Raw genomic sequence first — 18,631 nt, forward strand, 5'->3', positions numbered from 1 at the left:
TATTCAACTCCTAACTCTCTACTTTTTAAATTTTACTCACCAGTAATCGACAGTTCATTAACCCAGATTTTTGGGCAAACTCCCCCTGGCGTTAACTCTGGCTCTTTTTCTACATAAATAATTGACTTCAAGAGTTCCAAGAAATCGCCAGCAACAGTTGCTGACTCAATACTTGTCTTAACACCCTTGTTAACTAGCCAACCATCAAACGGCAAAGAAAACGAACCCTGCAAGGCTTTAACTCCAGCATGGAGAGCTTGCAAATCATCGATAAGAATCACATTTTCAGCCGTTTCTAAGCTGAACTCTTGCTCAGGAGTTGCTGTTGAAAAAACATGATAAAAATTGGGACTGACGCTGACTTTGGCGCCAATGCTGGCATTACCTGTTGGCTGGGCATTTAACCTTTTAGCAGTGCCTGCACTATGGAGAAATCCTGTCAAAATACCATTTTCAATCAGCGAAGTCTGACGAGTAGGAGTTCCTTCGCCATCAAAAGTTTCTGCGCCCACATTAGCTGGATGAAGGGCATCATCATAAACTGAAAGCAGAGGAGAAGCAATTTCCTTACCTAAATCATCAGGAGTAGATAGGCTTTGATTGTCCAAAATACTTTGGGCATTGAACAAGTTAGAAAAAGCACCCAAGAGACTTAAGAAAGCTTCTGCGGAAAAAACAACTCGATATTTACCAGTCGGAATTTTTTCATAATTCAAGTGACTGATAGTTTTATCGGCAGTTTCTTTGATACAACCATTAATATCTAGATTGTCTAAACTCTGGTTGATTCTAAAAGCACCTGCACTGCGCGGTTTTTTCCCATCTTCCTCAGTTTTGCTGTAAAGATAAACAGATGCCAAAGAGTGAGATTCAGTTCTCACTGCGCCGTCACTATTTAGATAAAATCTGTCAACATCTCTTTGTGATAAACCGTTATAAGGTACACCTTTAATTGCTGGATGAGCTGCCAGTAATTCTTTTTCAGCTACTAACAATTTTTCTATAAGTTCAGAAACTGGTGCTTGAGGTGCTTTATCCTGATGTTGATTTGGAATAGGAACAGTAGCTTCTGGACTAAAATCAGGGACATTTTCTTTAACACCAAAAAAACTGGCTTCATAAGCAGTTTTTAAAGCTAATTCCAGTCCCTTGGGGTCTACATCTGTAGTGCTGGTGACACCCATTGTATTATCTTCATTCCAGACGCGAACAGTAACACCAGAGCGATTTGAAGCTTTAACTTGTTTTGGCTCACCTTGGTCTACTTGCACGCTAGTGTCATCTACTGTGGAACCATAAATGTCGAATTTTTTAATGCCAAGCTTCTCAGCATTGTCCTTGGCAGAATTTGCAATCTCATTGATATTCGGCATAGTCAATTTTGGATTTTGGATTGGAAGCTATTTTGAATATTAGATTTTGGATGGTATTGCTTGTACTTCTCTGGTAGAGTTCTGACTGAAGCAATACTCAAGCAATTGGGGATTTTAGATTTCAGATTGAACCTATAGAACAATCAGCGAACTTGAGCATTTTGGATTTTGAATATCTAAGAATTCAGAAGGACTGAGTTCAGAATCCAGAATAGTTAAACAATCAGGAAAAGATTTGATGAATAAATATACCAATCATTCTAGATTCCTGATAAATTCTGGCTCCTGACTCACCTCGGCTACGCCCTTCTCTACGAGAGGCTACTTCGGCTTACCTCGACTTTGCTCGGCACAAGTCGCTCAGTACAAGTGCGCCAACGGCTACGCTACCTCGACTTCGCTCGGCACAAGTCAAGACAGGCTCGGCGACCACCTGGGTACTGAATTCTTACTTTAATTTTGTAATTCAAAATCCAAAATCTAAAATTCTTATCTTCCACCAACGGTAATAGAATCAACCTTGATGTGGGGTTGTCCGACTGTGGTGTAAATACTGCCACTGACGGAGCCACAAAAGCCTGGTGCAATTTCTAAATCTTGGGAACACATAGAAATTTTGTTCATAATTTCCTTGGCTTCCCCGATGAGAATTGCTCCCTTTAGTGGTTTGGTGATTTTGCCATTTTCAATTAAATAGGCTTCATCAACACTAAAGTTAAATTGACCTGTAGCACCAACGCTACCACCACCCATCTTTTTACAGTAAATACCTTTATCAACAGAGGCAAATAATTCATCAATGGTGTAGTCGCCAGAATCAATATAAGTATTACGCATCCGGCTAGCAGCAGCAAAGGTATAATTTTGGCGGCGTCCACTTCCAGTTCTGGGGTGTCCGGTGCGTGCAGAACCTGTTCTATCTGCTAGGAAGTTTTTCAGAACGCCTTTTTCAATTAAGAGGGTTCTTTGAGCAGGCATACCTTCGTCATCCATGTCAATTGTCCCGAAGGCATTTTCAGAGCGCCCTTCATCCCAGGCTGTCAAGCTTTCGTGGGCAATTTTTTCGCCTTTTTTGTCAGCAAAGGGAGAGGTATTGCGTTCAATTTGAGTGGTTTCTAGCAGGTGTCCGCAAGCTTCGTGGAAGATGACGCCGCCAAAGTGATTGGCCATAATGATGGGGTAAGTACCCGATTCCACGTAATCTGCGTAGAGCATTTTTCCGGCAGATTCAGCGATTTTTTCGGCAGCTTGTTGAGAATCCCAAGTTCTCAAAAAGTTGGCATCGCTAGTGTTACCCGCGCGATCGCCAATTGAGGTACGATTAGCACCATCTGCACACAATAAGTTAAATCCTACTGACTGGGTGAGGCGAATATCACGGGCAAAAGTACCGTCACTGGCGGCGATTAAAACTTCTTGCCAATCCCGGAAATAGGTAGCACGGCGCGATTGGACGTGGCTAGCTTTTTTCTTCAGGTTAGCAGTACCATCAAGGAGAATTTCTCCCATTTCTCTGATGGAGCTACATACTGGTAGCCATGCATCTTTACCTCTTTTGGTGGCGTAATCTCTCAATAATTCCAGATTAATTTCTGGGATGAAAGCTTTAGCAGTAGGTAGTTGCAATCCCAGGATAGAAAGACCTTTTTCTAAGGCTGCTTTCAAACCGGAAAAAGAAAGGTCATTGGTGCTAACGTAGCAGTCAGCTTTACCACGAAACACTCTGACTCCCGCGCCTGTAGACAGACTGGGTGAAATACTGGTGATAGAGTCGTCTTCTGCAAGAGAACTAATATAGTTGCGACGTTCTAAAAATAATTCGATGAAGTCAGCACCTGCGGCGCGTCCTAGTCCCAGGAGGGTAGCCAGGGGGGCTTCCCAGGTTTCATCGAAACGCTCTGGTGTGGAGGAATATTGGAGAGTGGGAAGTTGATTTGAGAGAAGTAGCGTACTTGTAAGCATGGGTAGCCTCGTCTGCTGGCGTAGTTCAGAGATTTGACTGAAAAATCCTGGTGTGTTCAGTCTAACAAATCAGTGAAAGTCACAGTTGGTAGAAACGCGTGTGGATTTCCCTCCTCTTCAGCAACGCCTTTGCAAATTCGCCCACACACTAGAAATTTAGGACTATATAAACGAAGCCCGCTTTTGCGGGCTAAGATTTTGAAAGTTCGCACCTTGAGGGTTGGACTATAAAAGAATATGCACCTATGTATATGTATTTAACTGGTATTTTTCTCAAGGAAGGGAGTTATGAGTTAGGCGGGGAATGGGACAAACTCCACTTATGGCCAAAATACAGAAGTCTCTTGACGACTAACCCATATTAAATATGCAATCTTGTTTGCTGTCAAAGCTCTATTTAATCTAGATTATCTTTACCCAGATTTATTTACGATTTCCTATTTTCAGGGGAACTCTTGTTGTTTGTTGCTCATCGAAAGCTTGAGCTAAATTAGCAGCAGTTGGCACTGGCGATGTTAAATTCTTAAACAATAGCTTTAGAGTTCGCGTAATAGTTTTAATAATTTTCATTTTGCTGGCACTAGGCTTTTCGTCGTATCTCAAAACCATTGGGATTTCTACGATTTTTGGTTTGAGTACTTTAGCTTTGAGCAGTAAATCTATCATGCAAGCAAATCCACTTTCTGTGAATAGATTGTTTCCATAATACATATCTAGTTTACTGAGGAAAGTACGGTTATACAGCCTGTAACCACAAGTATAGTCTCTTACACCTGGTACACGGGCTGCGATTCTAAAAAGCCAGCTAGCTCCATAACTCATCAACTCTCTAAATTTTGATAAGCCTATGACTTTAGAACCTTTTCGATATCTAGATGCGATCGCAATATCATAGCTTCCAGCTATCATAGTCTCATACATCTTTACCAACAGTTCTGGTGGCTGAGTGTTGTCGCAATCCATTGCGGCTAAAAAATCACCTTCTTGAGAAATTTCTAAGAAAGTTGTAAAACCTGTTTTAATTGCTTGACCTAAACCAGCATTTTTGGGATGTTGGACTAATTTTAGTAATATACCCAGGGATTGAGATTCATCTATTGCAGTCTGAGCAGTTGCATCACTACTACCATCATCAACAAGAATCAGTTCTATCTCCATCTTAGAGATTTGCTGCAATGTCTGAAATTTTTTGAACAAGGGGCGAATTGATTCTTGCTCATTGTATGCGGGTAAAAGAACAAAAAGACTCATAAATACCTCCTGTGATTTTTAAAATAAAATACCATTACCTAAATTTCAATAATTCAGTAATGTTGATTTTTTGAGAAATTCATCAACCTGGCGCACAACTGCGTTATTGTTGACGCTATCATTGACCAGTTGTGAGGTATTGACGACGAAAAAATCATCGTTTTCTGTACTCACTTTGGGGACAAGACTTGAATAATTTAAAACTTGTAATGGCTGGACTTTAATAGCTCGATTGATGTGTGCTGCTACAATGTCATCTGCTTTTAGTTCTGGGAACATCAAACGTATACCCTGAAAAAACACTTCGCGCAATTCATCATCTGGCTGTTTTAACAACGGGTCAGTGGAAAGTATATATTTTGGTAAGAATGTCATGTGATATCCTGCGGTTTCTTGTAAAGAAACTAAGTTGCTCATACCGATGACTCCGGTAAAAGGAATATTTCTATCGGCAATATTTACTACGTAATAAGGAACTAGAGCCTTGCGAGTAATAAGTACCATACAAATTACACCCAAGTATTCTACTGTTTCACCAGTGTCTGAAACTTTCACCAGTTCATTAGCAGCAACCTGTTGCAGAATATTAACTGGGCCAGTAAAAATAACTTTATCAAAATGTTCTTTTTTACCTTGATATTCTACCCACATTCCACCACCGGGATGAGGTGCGATATATTCTACCGAAACACCTGTGTGAATATGACCTCCAGCCGCGTAAATTAATTTTTCTATATGGTCAAAAACAGTTTTGTAACCTCCTGAAACATAACCAAGTTGTTCTTTATTTAATGAAGAATCACGCGCTGAAAATAGTCGTTTAATATAAGCCCAGATAAAAACTGCTGATATTCGCTTATAGTTATCTCCTAATTTCGATAAAAGCAAGGGTTTCCAAAGTTTTTCGTATGTGCTTTTGCCACCGAGTTTTAATAGCCAATCTTCAACTAAAATCTTTTCTAAGCGCCGCCAGTTATTAAGGCGTGAACCATACAGTAGAGTAAAAGCTAATCTGATTTTACCTATAAGTCCAAACAGAGGAAAACGGAGAAATTCTATAGTGTTACTAATGGAATAAAACTTTTTCTTGTCATAAAAACCTGTTAAACTTCGATGCCAACGTAGTTTATCTCCAAGACCAATATCTCTGATAAAGTTTATTAAGTGAGTATCAGAAGGTAGGATAACGTGATAAAAACGATCCCAGGTAAATAACCCATAATCATGATAGGTGGTAAGTCCACCAAGCTGCTTATTGTTATCAAATACAGTGACTGTATGCCCTTGATGTGACAGACGTTGGGCTAATACTAAACCAGTTATACCTCCGCCAACAATGCCTATATTCATAAATTTAGATTGTTGTAGTAATGTTTTTGAGAATTATCATTAGAGGCTTTTGTTTTAATAATTAATAACCTAGATTATTGCCAATGCAGCTATTAGTTTACAACTAGAACTACGCCAGTGATGATAATGGAAATTCCTAACCATTGGCTAAATACTACCTGTTCTTTTAAGAGATAGTGAGAAGCAATTGGTATAAGGGCATACATTAATCCTAGAACTGGAAATGCTTGGCTCAAAGGAATTGTCCGCAATACATAAAGCCACAATAAAGTCATAAATGTATAGCAGATAAACCAAATCAAAAAATAACGAGACAATAAAAGATTTAGGATAGATGCGCTTGCCCCCTTAGTAGGGCTAGAAATGTAAAGTCCGTATTTTAATGACAAGTTAGCTGTTGTTCCCAATAAAACTACAAGCATTAAAAGTAGCCAAGTAGTAATGTTCATTTTTCAATAGTTTGTTGTGTAATTTACTAAAAATTTATATAGACTTTTTCGGTGGAATAGCTACTAAAAGAACACCCATAAAAATAGTGATGACTCCTGCTATTCGAGTTAGTGTAATTACCTCATTGAAAAAGTAGTATGAACCGAAAAGTATACCGACATAATTCAAACTAGTTAGTGGATAAGCAATACTCAATTTTACTGAGCGCAGAGCCAATATCCAATTTGCTATTCCCAAACAATAAACACTAACAGCTAATGTTAATTTTTGCAGAAATTCCCAAGTCAATAGTCCCTCAGTGGTATGACTCATGGTGTACTTCATCAGCAATTGTCCTGAAATACTAAATAATATGCTGATAAACAGGATGATATAGGGAATTATTTTAAAGGTTGAAGTTTGCGACATAGATTTCATCGTACATTTACCTCAATCGAGATGGTAGGTATAAACCGGACAGTAAACAGTCCGTTGTTTTGAACGTTTCAGAATCTCGGTTACACCTTCTCTGCAATTCGACCTCCACTTCAGTAAATAGACAACAAAATTAGTCAAACTATGTTAAAGGAACTGATTTCAAAATAAACTTTGAAGCTAATTTCCTAGAGTTAACAAGTAAATACTATGAAACTTCCAGATGCTTGGTTGTTTGAGAATGGCAGCTTTGGATATGAGTGGGAGTAGAGCAAGCTCAATTAGTTTACTAAAGTGATATATACTCCTAAGTAAACTGGTTTTTTGATTGGCAATTGGCGCAATCAATTCAGGCTTTGCCCAACTATGAGTTCGAGATATTTTTCCTGCCAGCCAATTGTGCTTCAAGACTACTTTCAGTGCGATCGCAATATCTAGGCCAGATGGAGCTAAACTAATAAAAATGGATTGCCAGAATTTTTGATTAATCCATTGATTAACTTTCATCTGTTGTACCCTGCTGTAGAAATCTCTTTGAAGACACTATTGAACTTCTCAAGTTCTCAACTTGCACATCAAAATTAGCTGGAGTGATAAATGTTCTCTATTTGCTCCAGCAAAGTTTATTAATTTACTCATATACCATAGACTTATTCAGGCTCAGAGATATATCTTTAACCTCCCCTGCAAAGTAAGCCAATTAATAAAATTTATACTCAAATCGAATCTGTGTACGTGCTTTTTTTGGGTATGGGAACAAAATTAATAACAAATGTTTGCTTAGTTACGTAAATCATCTCTAGATGAGTTACCTTAAATAAATGCGCTTCACAGGTTCTTGAGAAATTTTACTGAATGTCCAAATAGCGTTTTTGACTACACTAAAGCTTGGCTAATGCAAAATCGCCTTGGCGCATCAAATCGGACTTGATGTTGATTGCATTGGATTTGAAATGTTTTTGGACTATTTAATTAGGATTAGGTTGGCTTGATTGTCCTTCGTAATTTTAACTAGGGTTTTCTCTCCAAATTTATTGCTACATGTAATCACCTACTAGAATACCACGAGAAAAGCGTGTTGCAAATTTATCGTCATACTTCATCAAAAATTCATTAACCGAAAATATACTTAAACAAAAACTTCATAAAATCAAAACTTTCCTCTATGTAAATTTTTATTTTGAAGTTCGTACATTTATGAAGCACTTTTTGGGTATTAAACTTGCAAAAGTAGGGACTTCGTATTAGATTCGATAAGTTCAAAGCCAAGAGTTTAAGAAAGCAAAATTGAAACTTGAACAACAGTATAAGTATTGGTATTGGGTACAAAAGTATACTAAACTATAAATGAAAAGTAATAGTCTGAATCGACTTTATTTATCTATCTGCGACAGAATTAGTTTAATAGTTAATTCAGATACTAAATCAGCAGTAAAACTCTATTGATGATTCGAGCATCAAGCTTTATTTAATACTGTAATTCCTTGTAAGTATATTTTTAAAGGTTGGCGTAGTCTTACTGGTGAAAAAGTATAATAATACCTGACCATCATGTTCATGGGCTAAAGGAGAGATAAAGCTGCCCGATTAAAAAAAATTCTATTTAAAAACTACCCTAAAGCAGTCAAAACTATACTCAAACGGAATAATTTTCTCTAAAAAAATTACCGAGTTTCGTTTCTGAGGATATTACTGGATTAGCTATCTTCTAATTTTCAGCAGTTTTAAATTGGGAATAAATTGGTTCGTGATGCTTGGGATTATTCAGTTGCTCTAGGTTGTTTGCCTATTGTTTGGACTCATTTTCCTGCAAAAGTCTGTTGCTAATAATAAAGACAATAATTAACAATCCAAACTGAATCTGCCAAGGTGCTAATACTAAGGTTAAAATCAAGCTAATAGCTGCAAATACACCTGCAAGATATGCAATTTCATCAGTACTCTTTTGAAACAAGTAGCCAGTAACTAAAGCCGTACACAGTGGTATCAAGAAAAACAAAGGCATTATACTAACCTCTGAACTAAAAGTTGTTGTACTTAGTAAATAAAACGAAATTGTTTTTGGAATTCGTGGTTGATCTTACCTTTAATCAGCTTTTAACCACAACAGTCGCTCGAAATAAATATTATAAAAAATCAAGATTATGCAATCTGGTATATTACACCAATGGGAATAATTCTTCTGACAGATGAAGCACTCAAAAGCCTAGTATGTGGTCAATGGTGCGTGTAGTAACCTTTTAGAGTAGGTTACAAAACCCTAGACAGAGCTTCTTTTTATGTGTAAAAACACACATTTATTTCTGGTGATGCTTGCTTATATTGCTGCTCTCCAACCCAGTAATAATGTTCTATGCTATACAAAATTTTAGTCAGATACGCAGATTGAAAAGGTTTAAAACTTGCGTAGGTAGGTTTTGTTTATTTCGCCAATAGCACTCTTGTGAGCAATTATAAAGTAAATTGGCTTAAAACTTTGGCGTTGCGCCAGGATAAGGATCTAACATATTACCTTTAGAAGTAGCGTTTTCATTTTTTCATTTTAGACACCTAATGCTGAACATTCCTCAACTACTGGCAACTGAAATAAATCTTAAATCCCATCAGGTGCAAAACGCGCTGGAACTATTGGCGGAGGGTGCAACAATTCCCTTTATTGCACGTTACCGTAAAGAGCGCACCGATGAGATGAATGAAGTGCAACTACGTGAACTGGCTGATCGATATACTTATTTAACAGAACTGGAAGAACGAAAATCGGTGATTTTAAGTGCGATCGCTCAACAAGGTAAACTTACAGATGAACTCAAAGCCAAAATTTCATCCTGCTTACAAAAAACCGAACTTGAGGATTTATATCTACCCTATCGACCAAAGCGACGCACCCGCGCTACCATCGCCAGAGAAAAAGGACTCGAACCACTAGCAGAATTTATCAAGTCGTTAAATATCAAAAATCCTGCAACGGCTTCACTGGAAGAAGAAGCGGCTAAGTATATTTCTGAAACCAAAGGAGTAAAAACAGCAGACGAAGCGCTCAAAGGTGCTGCTGACATTTTAGCGGAAGAAGTAGCTGAAAAAGCGGAATTACGTGCATATATCCGCGATTATCTTCTAGAAGAAGGGGTATTTGTCTCCCGGATCAAAGATGATTATCCTGAAGGTACAACTAAATTTGAGATGTACCGTAACTATCAAATTAAGGTCAAAAATATTGCACCCCACAATATGCTGGCGTTGTGTCGGGGTGAAACGGAGAAAGTATTAAGCTTTGAAATTGCTTTTGATGAGGATACGCTACTTTACTATCTTGAGTCGAAAGAAATTAAAACCAAAGTTCGGGCAATTCGGGATTTTTATCAGGCGATGTTGAAGGATGCATTCAACCGTTTGATGAAAGTATCTCTTATGGGAGAGGTAATTTCTGAGAAGAAAATCTATGCAGACATAGAATCAATCAAGACATTTGAAACTAATCTGCGAGAGTTGCTGCTGTCTGCACCGGCAGGCATGAAACCAACACTGGCAATAGACCCTGGATTTAGAACTGGGTGTAAGGTTGCAGTCCTCGACCAAACAGGGAAATTTTTGGAATATCAAGCGGTATTTCCCCATCAAGCGGCTGAACAACGACTCAAAGCTGCACAAACTGTCAAAAATCTAATTGAAAAGTACAAAATTGAGTTAATCGCCATCGGTAACGGTACAGCATCCCGCGAGACAGAAGAATTTGTCACGCAAATTTTAGAAACCATAGAACGCAAACCAGTTAAGGTGATGGTGAATGAGTCTGGCGCATCTATATATTCTGCAAGTACTGTAGCGCTAGAAGAGTTTCCCAATTTAGATATTACCGTGCGTGGTGCCATAAGCATCGGTCGCCGTTTGCAAGACCCTTTGGCGGAACTGGTGAAAATCGATCCTAAATCCATTGGTGTGGGACAATATCAGCACGATGTCGATCAGAAGTTGTTGAAAAAGAAATTGGATGAGACTGTAGAAAGCTGCGTGAACTACGTCGGCGTAGACTTAAACACCGCATCCAAAGAACTTCTGACATCCGTCTCTGGGATTACGGCAACAGTTGCCAATAATATTGTTGCCTATCGCAACCAGTATGGAGCCTTTAAAAATCGCCGACAACTGTTGAAAGTTCCGAAGTTGGGGCCGAAAGCCTTTGAACAAGCAGCAGGTTTTCTGCGGATTCGCGGCGGTGATAACCCTTTGGATAATACAGCAGTGCATCCAGAGAGTTATTCTGTAGTAGAAGCGATCGCATCCGATCTAAATGTGCCATTAAATCAGGTAACACAAATTGCCGAAAAACTCAAAAAGACCAACCTGAAGAAATACGTTACCGATAGCGTCGGCGAACCCACACTACGCGACATTCTCAGCGAACTAGAAAAACCAGGTAGAGATCCTCGTGCTGAGTTTAAATATGCCACCTTCAGAGAAGGAATTAAGGAAATCACGGATTTAAAGGTGGGAATGGAACTAGAGGGAATCGTGACGAACGTCGCCAACTTCGGCGCTTTTGTAGATATCGGCGTACATCAAGATGGCTTGGTGCATATATCCCAACTTGCTGATAGATTTGTAGATGATCCCAACAAAATTGTCAAAGTTGGACAAGTAGTGAAAGTTCAGGTGTTAGAAATCAACGAGAAACTCAAACGGATTAGTTTGTCGATGAAAGCAGTTAAACAATAATTAGAAACAGTAGATGGCAGTTTATCAAGTTCGATTTATCAATCCTACACTTGGATTAGATCGCACCATTCCAGTACCAGACGATCAATATATTCTCGATATGGCGGAAGATGCTGGTATCCGCCTACCATCTGGGTGCAAACAAGGCGAATGTTCTGCCTGTATTGCTAAACTTATTAGTGGTGAAATCGATCAAAGCGAGCAAAAATTTCTGCGTGCAAGTGAAATACAAGCTGGTTATGTCGTTACTTGTGTAACTTACCCTTTGTCTGATTGCACTTTAGAAACCCATCAAGAACAAGTCTTATATAAATCAGCACTTTACTATAAGCCTGAGTCGGGAAAAGCTGAGTGATTTTTTGCTTTATGAGATTAAATTAATCTTAAATTTGGAGGTTGCGTTAAATTTGTTTAACGCACTTTTGAAAAGAAGCGATGTCTACGACGGGCTACGCCTACGCAGCACTTGTAAGTTTTACAGTTGGTTGAACATACTATGGGCGCATAACTATGCGTCCATACAATATAATATTGCATCTATATGAGAACCGATATATTTTTCTCCATGATCGGCCTAACGGTAGAAGTAAATTCTATCTTACAAGAGAGGTTAAAGCCTAGCACATAGCTGAAGATGAGATCAGAAGTTACAAAAAATCTTTAGTGATTAGGTAAGAAAAATGTTAACACCATTATTAACCGCCCTAGCTACAGCTTTGAGCCTGTTGATTGTTGATTTAGTTGTTCCAGGCGTTAATATTGCTAACTTTCCCGCAGCTATAATTGCCGCTTTAGTAATTGGTTTAATTAACGGTTCAGTTAAACCAATTTTGTCTACTCTTTCTCTCCCACTTAACTTTCTATCATTTGGAGCTTTTTCGCTCGTTGTCAATGGTTTGTGTTTCTGGTTAGCAGCAGTGCTAGTTCCTGGGTTTGCAGTTCGCGGAATTATTGGTTTCCTTCTTGGGCCAGTGATTCTAACTTTTGCTAACACCTTCATTAACAACTACTTTGTTGAAAGAAACCTTTTAACCGGCAGCAGTGATGTAAAACCCCAAGGTGAATTACCTTCTAGATAAGTATTATACGGAGTAGAAATACCACTTTGATCATATCTCTACTCCAAATAAAATGTCCGAAGGTGGATTTCCTAATTTGGTATCTTCACCAGAATGTAATTAAAGAAAATCACAAAAATACGGCAAAATCATGAAATTAGTTCGTTTTCTTCTAGGTTTGTTAGTGCCTCCTTTAGGCGTTTTCCTGACAGTTGGAATTGGCCCAACCTTGTTTATTAACATCTTGCTCACAGTTCTAGGTTGGCTACCCGGTAGTATTCATGCAATTTGGGTTATTGCCAAGCATGATGAGCAACTGAATAGAGAAGGAAATATCTACTAATACGCAAGATGAATTGTAGGGAATCTTAAATATGGTGCGTTATGGCTAAAGTCATAACGCACCATTTTTGTTTCTATCATTGGTATTATTAGACCTAACCCCCTTCCCGAAGCGGGAAGGGGGAAAAATTTAAAGCCTCTCTCCTAAAAAAAGAGAGTTCAAAATTCTACCTCATGATGTCAATAAACGCCATAACAATAGTTAAAAAATTATCCAATTTAGGTTTTTTCAGCTTATCAAGTGATGCATTCGCCTTTGGCATAATGTACCCTACGAAAAGTGAGTCTTGAATAATTATCCAAATACGTTAGTAGGGACACAGCAATGCCGTGTCCCTACGAAAATTATATATGTATCAGGGTTTCTGTGAAAGAGCAGTCTAGTCTATTTATGAATAGTATCCCGCTCTTTATTAGCAGGTTCCTTATCTTTGAATAAGTCAGCTGCTGTTAGAAGTAACTCCCTCAAAGTTTGTTTGATTTGGCGCTCTTTTCTTGCTAGAGATGTACCAGCTTGTCCCAGTTGATCTTCTAACTGCGATCGCTTTTGTTCTACCTGTACAGCCATAGACTCTGCTTGGGGACGAGCTTTATTATACCAATGTTTCGCCTCGTCTAGATAATCTTGAACTTCCATATTACGTCCGCCATAGCGTGCAGCTAAGTTAGCTCGGACAATGGCTAGCTGTGCTTGTAGTTGCGCGTAACGCTTCTTCAACAATCCTACTTCTTCACTATCTTTAATAGCATTGACAGCAGAATCAATAGCCGTTTTGGTGCTAGCAGGTTTTTCCTTACCCGCCTCTTCAATCTCTGCCAAAATTACATCAACTTCTTGCTGGAGTTGTTCTTCTTCACCATCCAGTTGAGCCTGTAGCCGCTTGATATCTGTCTGAGTTTTAGCAATGTTTTCGTGTCTTTGACTATTAATTCCTTCCAGCGCTCCTTCAATAGAAGCTGTAACTTCATCTTTGAGTTCGCTACCTTTTTCTTGGAAGTTTTCAATAACAGCAGAAACTGCATCTTTAACAAGGCTACGAAGTTCAGTAGAACCTTGTTTAAACTCAGAAGATACTTGAGAAACTGCCGATTTGACAATTTCTCGAATCCGCTCAGTTCTTAATTGTCCAGTTTCTTTCGCTTGTTGCAAGTCGGCTTGAATTTGTTGTTTGATATTGTTAGGCATTTTCAACTCGGAGAATTTAACTAATCGGGATAAAAGTTTCTAGAAATGTTCCTACATCCACATTATGGCGTAGCCTGATAGGACTAGGTACTTCCTTTAGATAGAAAATTTCAGTCTCAAAGAAGTGATTTATATAGGACTCATATTTGATTTTTGAAAAAAATTCGGTATATCTTAATCTGATGAAATCCTCTTGCAAGAGTGCCTATTGCTTACTAAGCCAAGTGATTTCAGTAATCAAACCGGATTCTTATAGGATGTTACCTATTTGTGAGATGATAAATATTTAGTGTTAATAATTGGTAGGAAAATATGTGGCAAGTAAATATTACTTGTTCGGACGATGCCTGGAAGCTTTATGGTATTGATTTTAAAGCGATCGCAGAAAAATATCAAGGTGAATTGATTAGTTCCAAAAAAATGCCAGATGGTAGGCGCATCATGTCATATAAAATTGAGGATGTTAGTGATGCAGAAGCTTTTCAAGAAGATTGTGCAAAGTTTGCTGGATTTATAACTGACTTTGAATCTCTATAGTATTGGTTTTAATACTTATACCTATAAGCAATATGTCAAAACCTGGAGAATTTGAATGAAAAAAATACTCACATTAGTATTAGTAACATTTTTATTATTAATCAGTACTTTTACTATGCCTGTTAGTGCCGCAGACATAGTTAATGGTGAACAAATATTTAATATCAATTGTGCTGGTTGTCATATCAACGGCAGCAACATAGTGAGACGAGGTAAAAATCTCAAAAAGCAAGCGCTAAAAAAGTATGGCATGAATTCAATAGAGGCAGTTACATCTATAGTTACCAATGGTAAAAATAATATGTCAGCCTACAAAGATCGCCTCAGTGAACAGCAAATTCAAGACGTTGCTGCTTACGTTCTCGAACAAGCTGAAAAAGACTGGCGTTAGAAAGTTAGGAGTTAAGACTTTAGCAGTTATTCGCTCTAGCAGTCCTAAATCATTCATAATAAAATTAAGAAAGCTGTAAAAACCCGCTTGTTAACTCACTAATCATTAACTCTTCTCACTCCTAAACTTGAAAATGAACTTACCCGCAGCTAGCCGTCTCCAATTCACTCCCGATTTAAACATCTGCCGTATCTTAAATGGAATGTGGCAAGTATCCGGCGCACACGGACGGATTAATCCCCAAGCTGCTATTGAGACGATGTTTCAATATTTAGATGCAGGCTTTACCACTTGGGATTTAGCAGATCATTATGGGCCCGCAGAAGATTTTATTGGTGAGTTTCGCTGTCAACTAATTGATACTCGTGGTAAAGAAGCTTTATCTCAAGTACAAGCCTTTACAAAATGGGTACCTCGTCCAGGCAAAATGACGAAAAAACTCGTCGAGGAAAATATTGATATTTCCCTGAGAAGAATGAATGTACAATCGTTAGATTTGATGCAATTTCATTGGTGGGAATATCAGGATAAAAATTACTTGGATGCCCTCAAATATATGGCTGAACTTCAGACTGAGGGTAAAATTAAGCATCTAGGTTTAACTAATTTTGATACGGAAAACTTGAAGATTATTACCGAAGCCGGGATTAAAATCGTTTCTAACCAAGTGCAATTTTCCCTGATTGATCGCCGTCCAGAAGTTAATATGGTACAGTTTTGTCAACAGCATGACATAAAACTTTTTACTTACGGTACACTGTGCGGCAGTTTGTTATCAGAAAACTATTTGGGGAAACCGGAACCGCGAGGATTTGATTTAGCTACTGCTAGTTTGAAAAAATATAAAAATATGATCGATGCTTGGGGTGGTTGGCAATTATTTCAAGAGTTGCTGGCTATCCTGAAGGAAATTGCTAATAAGCATAAGGTAAGCATCTCCAACGTAGCAGTACGTTACATATTAGACCAGCCAACTGTAGGAGGTGTGATAGTTGGTGCCAGACTTGGTGTATCTGAACATATAGAAGATAACGCCAAAGTATTTAATTTTAGTTTAGATGCTGACGATCGCGATCGCATCAATGCAGTATCTCACCAGTCACGAGATTTGTACCAGCTTATCGGCGATTGTGGCGACGAATATCGGCGATAACCAGCAGAGTGCTTTGGAAGTTATTTTAATTTTTCTTCAGTCTAATTTCAGTCAATTGATGTCGTTGATTAAACAGAGAGAAAAAGGCTAAAATTACAACTCCGATGGTGGCGATCGCAGTTCCCGATGTTTGCGTAAAAATAATTAGAATTTGGTATCTTACTGCATCACTAGGACTAGCACCCGCTAAAATTTGACCAGTCATCATTACTGGTAAACTAACTAAACCCATCACCATCATCGAGTTAATAGTAGGAATCATACCCGTTCTGAGGGCTTCTTTGATACTTTGATGCGCCGCTTCCCAACGAGTTGCACTGAGTGTGAGTAAAGCCTCTATTTGCTCTTTTCGGGTGGCTAGGTCTTCCATAAACCTATCTAGGGCTAAAGATGTACCTGTGAAGCTAAAGCCCGTAATAATACACTTTTACCAGAACCGGAAACACCAAATATAGCTACTTTATCACCAGAAAATATTTCAAAATTGAGATTTTCCCAGATCCATTGATCTTGGATTTTTTTACCTGCATTTTTAACAGTAAGTATACTTGATATCATGTCCACATAATTAGTTATGATTTCCATAGTCATTGTACCCCATCTCCTAATTCCCTCACCGCAAACGGTGAGGAGATTAAGGGTTTAATAAATGATATGAAATTCAATATTAATTATTAATGGATCAACTACTGATTTTTATTAGCAGCTTCCTCCATTTGTTTCCTCAAACTTAAAGGTCTCATATCAGTCCACACTTCTTTAATGTATTCCAGACATTCTGATTTCAGTCCACTTTTACCTACATCTGTCCAACCGAGAGGATTTTCTCTATCAACAAACCAAATTGAATACTGTTCTTCATGATTAACTACAACTTTATAAATTGTTGTATCTTCTGAAGTAATTTGACTCATTTTGATCTCCAATTAATTTATATTACTCAACTAAAATTTTAAACAAAAGGACGGGGAGGTAGAAAACCTCCAGACCTGAGTTGTTCTACACTATCCTTAACAGCTTGAATAATGTATTGAATATCTTCATCTGTATGGGCTGTAGATAAATAACCGCTAATACCCAAAAGGTGAACTCCCTTATTCAGTAGATGATATTTTAATAAGCTCATAGTGACTGAAGCAGTAGAATTACCCTCAGAAAGTTCTACTGATGCAGAACCAAATAGTGAACCAAAATTCGCCATTTTTAACGGGAGTTTTTCGGCTGTAAAATAATTATTCAAATCAGCCACGAATTGTGTTGTCCGTTCATTCAATTTATGATGCAATGATAATCCTTCACTTTGGAGATATTTGAGTACTGCTTTTGCAGCAGTCATCGCTAACGGATGTTTACAAAAAGTACCTGCAAAAAATGTTTTTTTGGCTTGAGGATAGGAATCATCGCCATAGTTCCATATCCCACCATCAATTGCATCCATATATTTACTTTTTCCAGCAATTACTCCAATTGGTATTCCTCCACCAACAATTTTACCGTAGGTAGCGATGTCTGCTTGTACGCCAAAATATGCTTGTGCGCCACCAGGATGAATGCGAAAACCTGTAACCATTTCATCAAAAATTAAAGCAATTTCAGTTGCTTGTGTTAATTCCCGTAACTGGTACAGAAATTCTTTTGGCTGTAAAGCTGGTCTACTAGTTTGTACAGGAACTACCAAAACTGCTGCTAATTCTTGTTGATGAGTTTTGATAATTTCTAATGATTCCGGGTTAGCATAATCTAACACCAAAACATCATTAACAAAATTTGGTAATATTCCTGGTGCTAATGGTATTGCAGATTGATTATTTTCTGCATTATGACCTTTAACTAAAGTACCATCAAAATGCCCGTGATAAGAACCAGAAAATATCACGATTTTATTACGTCCTGTAACGGCTCTAGCAATGCGAATAGCAGTCATTACGGCTTCTGTACCTGTATTGCTAAAACAAACCCGTTCCATTCCAGTAAGTTGAGAAATTAACTCAGCCACTTCACCAACAAGTTCTGATTGGGGGCCAATTTGGATTCCTTTATCCATTTGAGTAATTAAAGCCTCTTTAATAAAAGATGGATTATGACCAAAAAGATTAATTCCCAAACCCATCATTACATCTACATATTCATTACCATCTACATCCCATATTTTGGAACCCAAAGAGCGATTAGCAACAATGGGATAATACATTTCTTTAAAGAGTAAATTAAACTCTCCTAAATTTTTATCATCAGATAAAAATAAACGTGAAGTTTGAGAAATCTGTTTGGATGTTTTGGTGCGATCGCTGTAACGATTGATAAAATATTTTAAGTACTCTTGTTGCTGCTGAGTAAGTCCAGCTTTAGCTAGCAACTTAGCTAAATTGTCTGAATTTTGAGGTAATGTAACTGGTTGTGCATTCATAACTTTTTTCTTTTAAGTTAATAATTAAAATCTCTTATTTGGCT

The 18,631-nt window shown here is 38.0% G+C and carries 20 protein-coding genes; 7 read left to right on the plus strand and 13 right to left on the minus strand.

The window, feature by feature from the left end; translation table 11 throughout:
* Positions 1–32: 32 nt before the first annotated feature.
* From RMX98_RS18020 to RMX98_RS18055, 8 genes are all read right to left on the minus strand, one after another.
* Positions 33–1,373, minus strand: a complete 1,341-nt coding sequence (locus RMX98_RS18020) for a TldD/PmbA family protein (protein WP_322680032.1) — start codon at positions 1,371–1,373, stop codon at positions 33–35.
* Between the two features lie 489 nt (positions 1,374–1,862).
* Positions 1,863–3,335 carry a TldD/PmbA family protein gene (locus RMX98_RS18025; protein ID WP_322680033.1) on the minus strand — a complete coding sequence of 491 codons (1,473 nt, stop codon included), beginning with the start codon at positions 3,333–3,335 and terminating at the stop codon, positions 1,863–1,865.
* Positions 3,336–3,758: 423 nt separating this feature from the next.
* On the minus strand, positions 3,759–4,586 hold the full coding sequence (locus RMX98_RS18030; RefSeq protein ID WP_322680034.1) for a glycosyltransferase family 2 protein: 828 nt from the start codon (positions 4,584–4,586) through the stop codon (positions 3,759–3,761).
* A 45-nt stretch (positions 4,587–4,631) separates the two neighbouring features.
* A complete protein-coding gene (locus RMX98_RS18035; protein ID WP_322680035.1) occupies positions 4,632–5,936 on the minus strand; it encodes an NAD(P)/FAD-dependent oxidoreductase in 1,305 nt (434 codons plus the stop codon).
* 92 nt (positions 5,937–6,028) lie between these two features.
* Positions 6,029–6,385: an EamA family transporter gene (locus RMX98_RS18040; RefSeq protein ID WP_322680036.1), complete on the minus strand. Its 357-nt coding sequence runs from the start codon at positions 6,383–6,385 to the stop codon at positions 6,029–6,031.
* A gap of 34 nt (positions 6,386–6,419) precedes the next feature.
* A complete protein-coding gene (locus RMX98_RS18045; protein ID WP_409881595.1) occupies positions 6,420–6,803 on the minus strand; it encodes a small multidrug resistance protein in 384 nt (127 codons plus the stop codon).
* 177 nt (positions 6,804–6,980) lie between these two features.
* Positions 6,981–7,307: a hypothetical protein gene (locus tag RMX98_RS18050; RefSeq protein WP_322680038.1), complete on the minus strand. Its 327-nt coding sequence runs from the start codon at positions 7,305–7,307 to the stop codon at positions 6,981–6,983.
* A gap of 1,279 nt (positions 7,308–8,586) precedes the next feature.
* Complete coding sequence (locus tag RMX98_RS18055) at positions 8,587–8,805, minus strand: hypothetical protein (protein WP_322680039.1); 219 nt, start codon at positions 8,803–8,805, stop codon at positions 8,587–8,589.
* A 548-nt stretch (positions 8,806–9,353) separates the two neighbouring features.
* Between RMX98_RS18055 and RMX98_RS18060 the strand changes: the two genes are divergently transcribed.
* The 4 genes from RMX98_RS18060 to RMX98_RS18075 all read left to right on the plus strand — a co-directional run bounded on the left by RMX98_RS18060 (position 9,354) and on the right by RMX98_RS18075 (position 12,914).
* A complete protein-coding gene (locus RMX98_RS18060) occupies positions 9,354–11,513 on the plus strand; it encodes a Tex family protein (RefSeq protein WP_322680040.1) in 2,160 nt (719 codons plus the stop codon).
* 13 nt (positions 11,514–11,526) lie between these two features.
* On the plus strand, positions 11,527–11,868 hold the full coding sequence (locus tag RMX98_RS18065; RefSeq protein WP_322680041.1) for a 2Fe-2S iron-sulfur cluster-binding protein: 342 nt from the start codon (positions 11,527–11,529) through the stop codon (positions 11,866–11,868).
* Between the two features lie 325 nt (positions 11,869–12,193).
* Positions 12,194–12,592, plus strand: a complete 399-nt coding sequence (locus tag RMX98_RS18070; protein WP_322680042.1) for a phage holin family protein — start codon at positions 12,194–12,196, stop codon at positions 12,590–12,592.
* A gap of 130 nt (positions 12,593–12,722) precedes the next feature.
* Complete coding sequence (locus RMX98_RS18075; RefSeq protein WP_100898558.1) at positions 12,723–12,914, plus strand: YqaE/Pmp3 family membrane protein; 192 nt, start codon at positions 12,723–12,725, stop codon at positions 12,912–12,914.
* 384 nt (positions 12,915–13,298) lie between these two features.
* On the opposite strand, the gene RMX98_RS18080 is transcribed toward RMX98_RS18075, so the two are convergent.
* Positions 13,299–14,099, minus strand: coding sequence for a histidine kinase (locus RMX98_RS18080; protein ID WP_322680043.1), 801 nt, complete (start codon positions 14,097–14,099; stop codon positions 13,299–13,301).
* A 312-nt stretch (positions 14,100–14,411) separates the two neighbouring features.
* Between RMX98_RS18080 and RMX98_RS18085 the strand changes: the two genes are divergently transcribed.
* The 3 genes from RMX98_RS18085 to RMX98_RS18095 all read left to right on the plus strand — a co-directional run bounded on the left by RMX98_RS18085 (position 14,412) and on the right by RMX98_RS18095 (position 16,180).
* Positions 14,412–14,636, plus strand: a complete 225-nt coding sequence (locus tag RMX98_RS18085; RefSeq protein ID WP_322680044.1) for a hypothetical protein — start codon at positions 14,412–14,414, stop codon at positions 14,634–14,636.
* 55 nt (positions 14,637–14,691) lie between these two features.
* Positions 14,692–15,027 (plus strand): cytochrome c6 PetJ, encoded by a 336-nt coding sequence (gene petJ, locus RMX98_RS18090; protein WP_322680045.1) that lies wholly within the window; start codon positions 14,692–14,694, stop codon positions 15,025–15,027.
* Between the two features lie 133 nt (positions 15,028–15,160).
* Positions 15,161–16,180, plus strand: a complete 1,020-nt coding sequence (locus RMX98_RS18095; RefSeq protein ID WP_322680046.1) for an aldo/keto reductase — start codon at positions 15,161–15,163, stop codon at positions 16,178–16,180.
* A gap of 25 nt (positions 16,181–16,205) precedes the next feature.
* Here RMX98_RS18095 and RMX98_RS18100 read toward each other — a convergent pair whose 3' ends face one another.
* The 4 genes from RMX98_RS18100 to RMX98_RS18115 all read right to left on the minus strand — a co-directional run bounded on the left by RMX98_RS18100 (position 16,206) and on the right by RMX98_RS18115 (position 18,587).
* Positions 16,206–16,550: an ABC transporter permease gene (locus RMX98_RS18100; protein ID WP_322680047.1), complete on the minus strand. Its 345-nt coding sequence runs from the start codon at positions 16,548–16,550 to the stop codon at positions 16,206–16,208.
* Positions 16,551–16,564: 14 nt separating this feature from the next.
* On the minus strand, positions 16,565–16,771 hold the full coding sequence (locus tag RMX98_RS18105) for an ATP-binding cassette domain-containing protein (RefSeq protein ID WP_409881339.1): 207 nt from the start codon (positions 16,769–16,771) through the stop codon (positions 16,565–16,567).
* Between the two features lie 95 nt (positions 16,772–16,866).
* Positions 16,867–17,094 (minus strand): MbtH family protein, encoded by a 228-nt coding sequence (locus tag RMX98_RS18110; RefSeq protein WP_322680049.1) that lies wholly within the window; start codon positions 17,092–17,094, stop codon positions 16,867–16,869.
* 38 nt (positions 17,095–17,132) lie between these two features.
* Positions 17,133–18,587, minus strand: coding sequence for an aspartate aminotransferase family protein (locus tag RMX98_RS18115; RefSeq protein ID WP_322680050.1), 1,455 nt, complete (start codon positions 18,585–18,587; stop codon positions 17,133–17,135).
* Positions 18,588–18,631 lie beyond the last annotated feature (44 nt).

The organism is Nostoc sp. DedQUE02, from assembly GCF_034531035.1.
GTDB lineage: Bacteria > Cyanobacteriota > Cyanobacteriia > Cyanobacteriales > Nostocaceae > Nostoc.

Bases quoted from the DNA above. Each gene is read 5' to 3' on its own strand.
- RMX98_RS18020 (WP_322680032.1), bottom strand. From the start codon at position 1,373: ATGCCGAATATCAATGAGATTGCAAATTCTGCCAAGGACAATGCTGAG.
- RMX98_RS18025 (WP_322680033.1), bottom strand. From the start codon at position 3,335: ATGCTTACAAGTACGCTACTTCTCTCAAATCAACTTCCCACTCTCCAA.
- RMX98_RS18030 (WP_322680034.1), bottom strand. From the start codon at position 4,586: ATGAGTCTTTTTGTTCTTTTACCCGCATACAATGAGCAAGAATCAATT.
- RMX98_RS18035 (WP_322680035.1), bottom strand. From the start codon at position 5,936: ATGAATATAGGCATTGTTGGCGGAGGTATAACTGGTTTAGTATTAGCC.
- RMX98_RS18040 (WP_322680036.1), bottom strand. From the start codon at position 6,385: ATGAACATTACTACTTGGCTACTTTTAATGCTTGTAGTTTTATTGGGA.
- RMX98_RS18045 (WP_409881595.1), bottom strand. From the start codon at position 6,803: ATGAAATCTATGTCGCAAACTTCAACCTTTAAAATAATTCCCTATATC.
- RMX98_RS18050 (WP_322680038.1), bottom strand. From the start codon at position 7,307: ATGAAAGTTAATCAATGGATTAATCAAAAATTCTGGCAATCCATTTTT.
- RMX98_RS18055 (WP_322680039.1), bottom strand. From the start codon at position 8,805: ATGCCTTTGTTTTTCTTGATACCACTGTGTACGGCTTTAGTTACTGGC.
- RMX98_RS18060 (WP_322680040.1), top strand. From the start codon at position 9,354: ATGCTGAACATTCCTCAACTACTGGCAACTGAAATAAATCTTAAATCC.
- RMX98_RS18065 (WP_322680041.1), top strand. From the start codon at position 11,527: ATGGCAGTTTATCAAGTTCGATTTATCAATCCTACACTTGGATTAGAT.
- RMX98_RS18070 (WP_322680042.1), top strand. From the start codon at position 12,194: ATGTTAACACCATTATTAACCGCCCTAGCTACAGCTTTGAGCCTGTTG.
- RMX98_RS18075 (WP_100898558.1), top strand. From the start codon at position 12,723: ATGAAATTAGTTCGTTTTCTTCTAGGTTTGTTAGTGCCTCCTTTAGGC.
- RMX98_RS18080 (WP_322680043.1), bottom strand. From the start codon at position 14,099: ATGCCTAACAATATCAAACAACAAATTCAAGCCGACTTGCAACAAGCG.
- RMX98_RS18085 (WP_322680044.1), top strand. From the start codon at position 14,412: ATGTGGCAAGTAAATATTACTTGTTCGGACGATGCCTGGAAGCTTTAT.
- petJ (WP_322680045.1), top strand. From the start codon at position 14,692: ATGAAAAAAATACTCACATTAGTATTAGTAACATTTTTATTATTAATC.
- RMX98_RS18095 (WP_322680046.1), top strand. From the start codon at position 15,161: ATGAACTTACCCGCAGCTAGCCGTCTCCAATTCACTCCCGATTTAAAC.
- RMX98_RS18100 (WP_322680047.1), bottom strand. From the start codon at position 16,550: ATGGAAGACCTAGCCACCCGAAAAGAGCAAATAGAGGCTTTACTCACA.
- RMX98_RS18105 (WP_409881339.1), bottom strand. From the start codon at position 16,771: ATGACTATGGAAATCATAACTAATTATGTGGACATGATATCAAGTATA.
- RMX98_RS18110 (WP_322680049.1), bottom strand. From the start codon at position 17,094: ATGAGTCAAATTACTTCAGAAGATACAACAATTTATAAAGTTGTAGTT.
- RMX98_RS18115 (WP_322680050.1), bottom strand. From the start codon at position 18,587: ATGAATGCACAACCAGTTACATTACCTCAAAATTCAGACAATTTAGCT.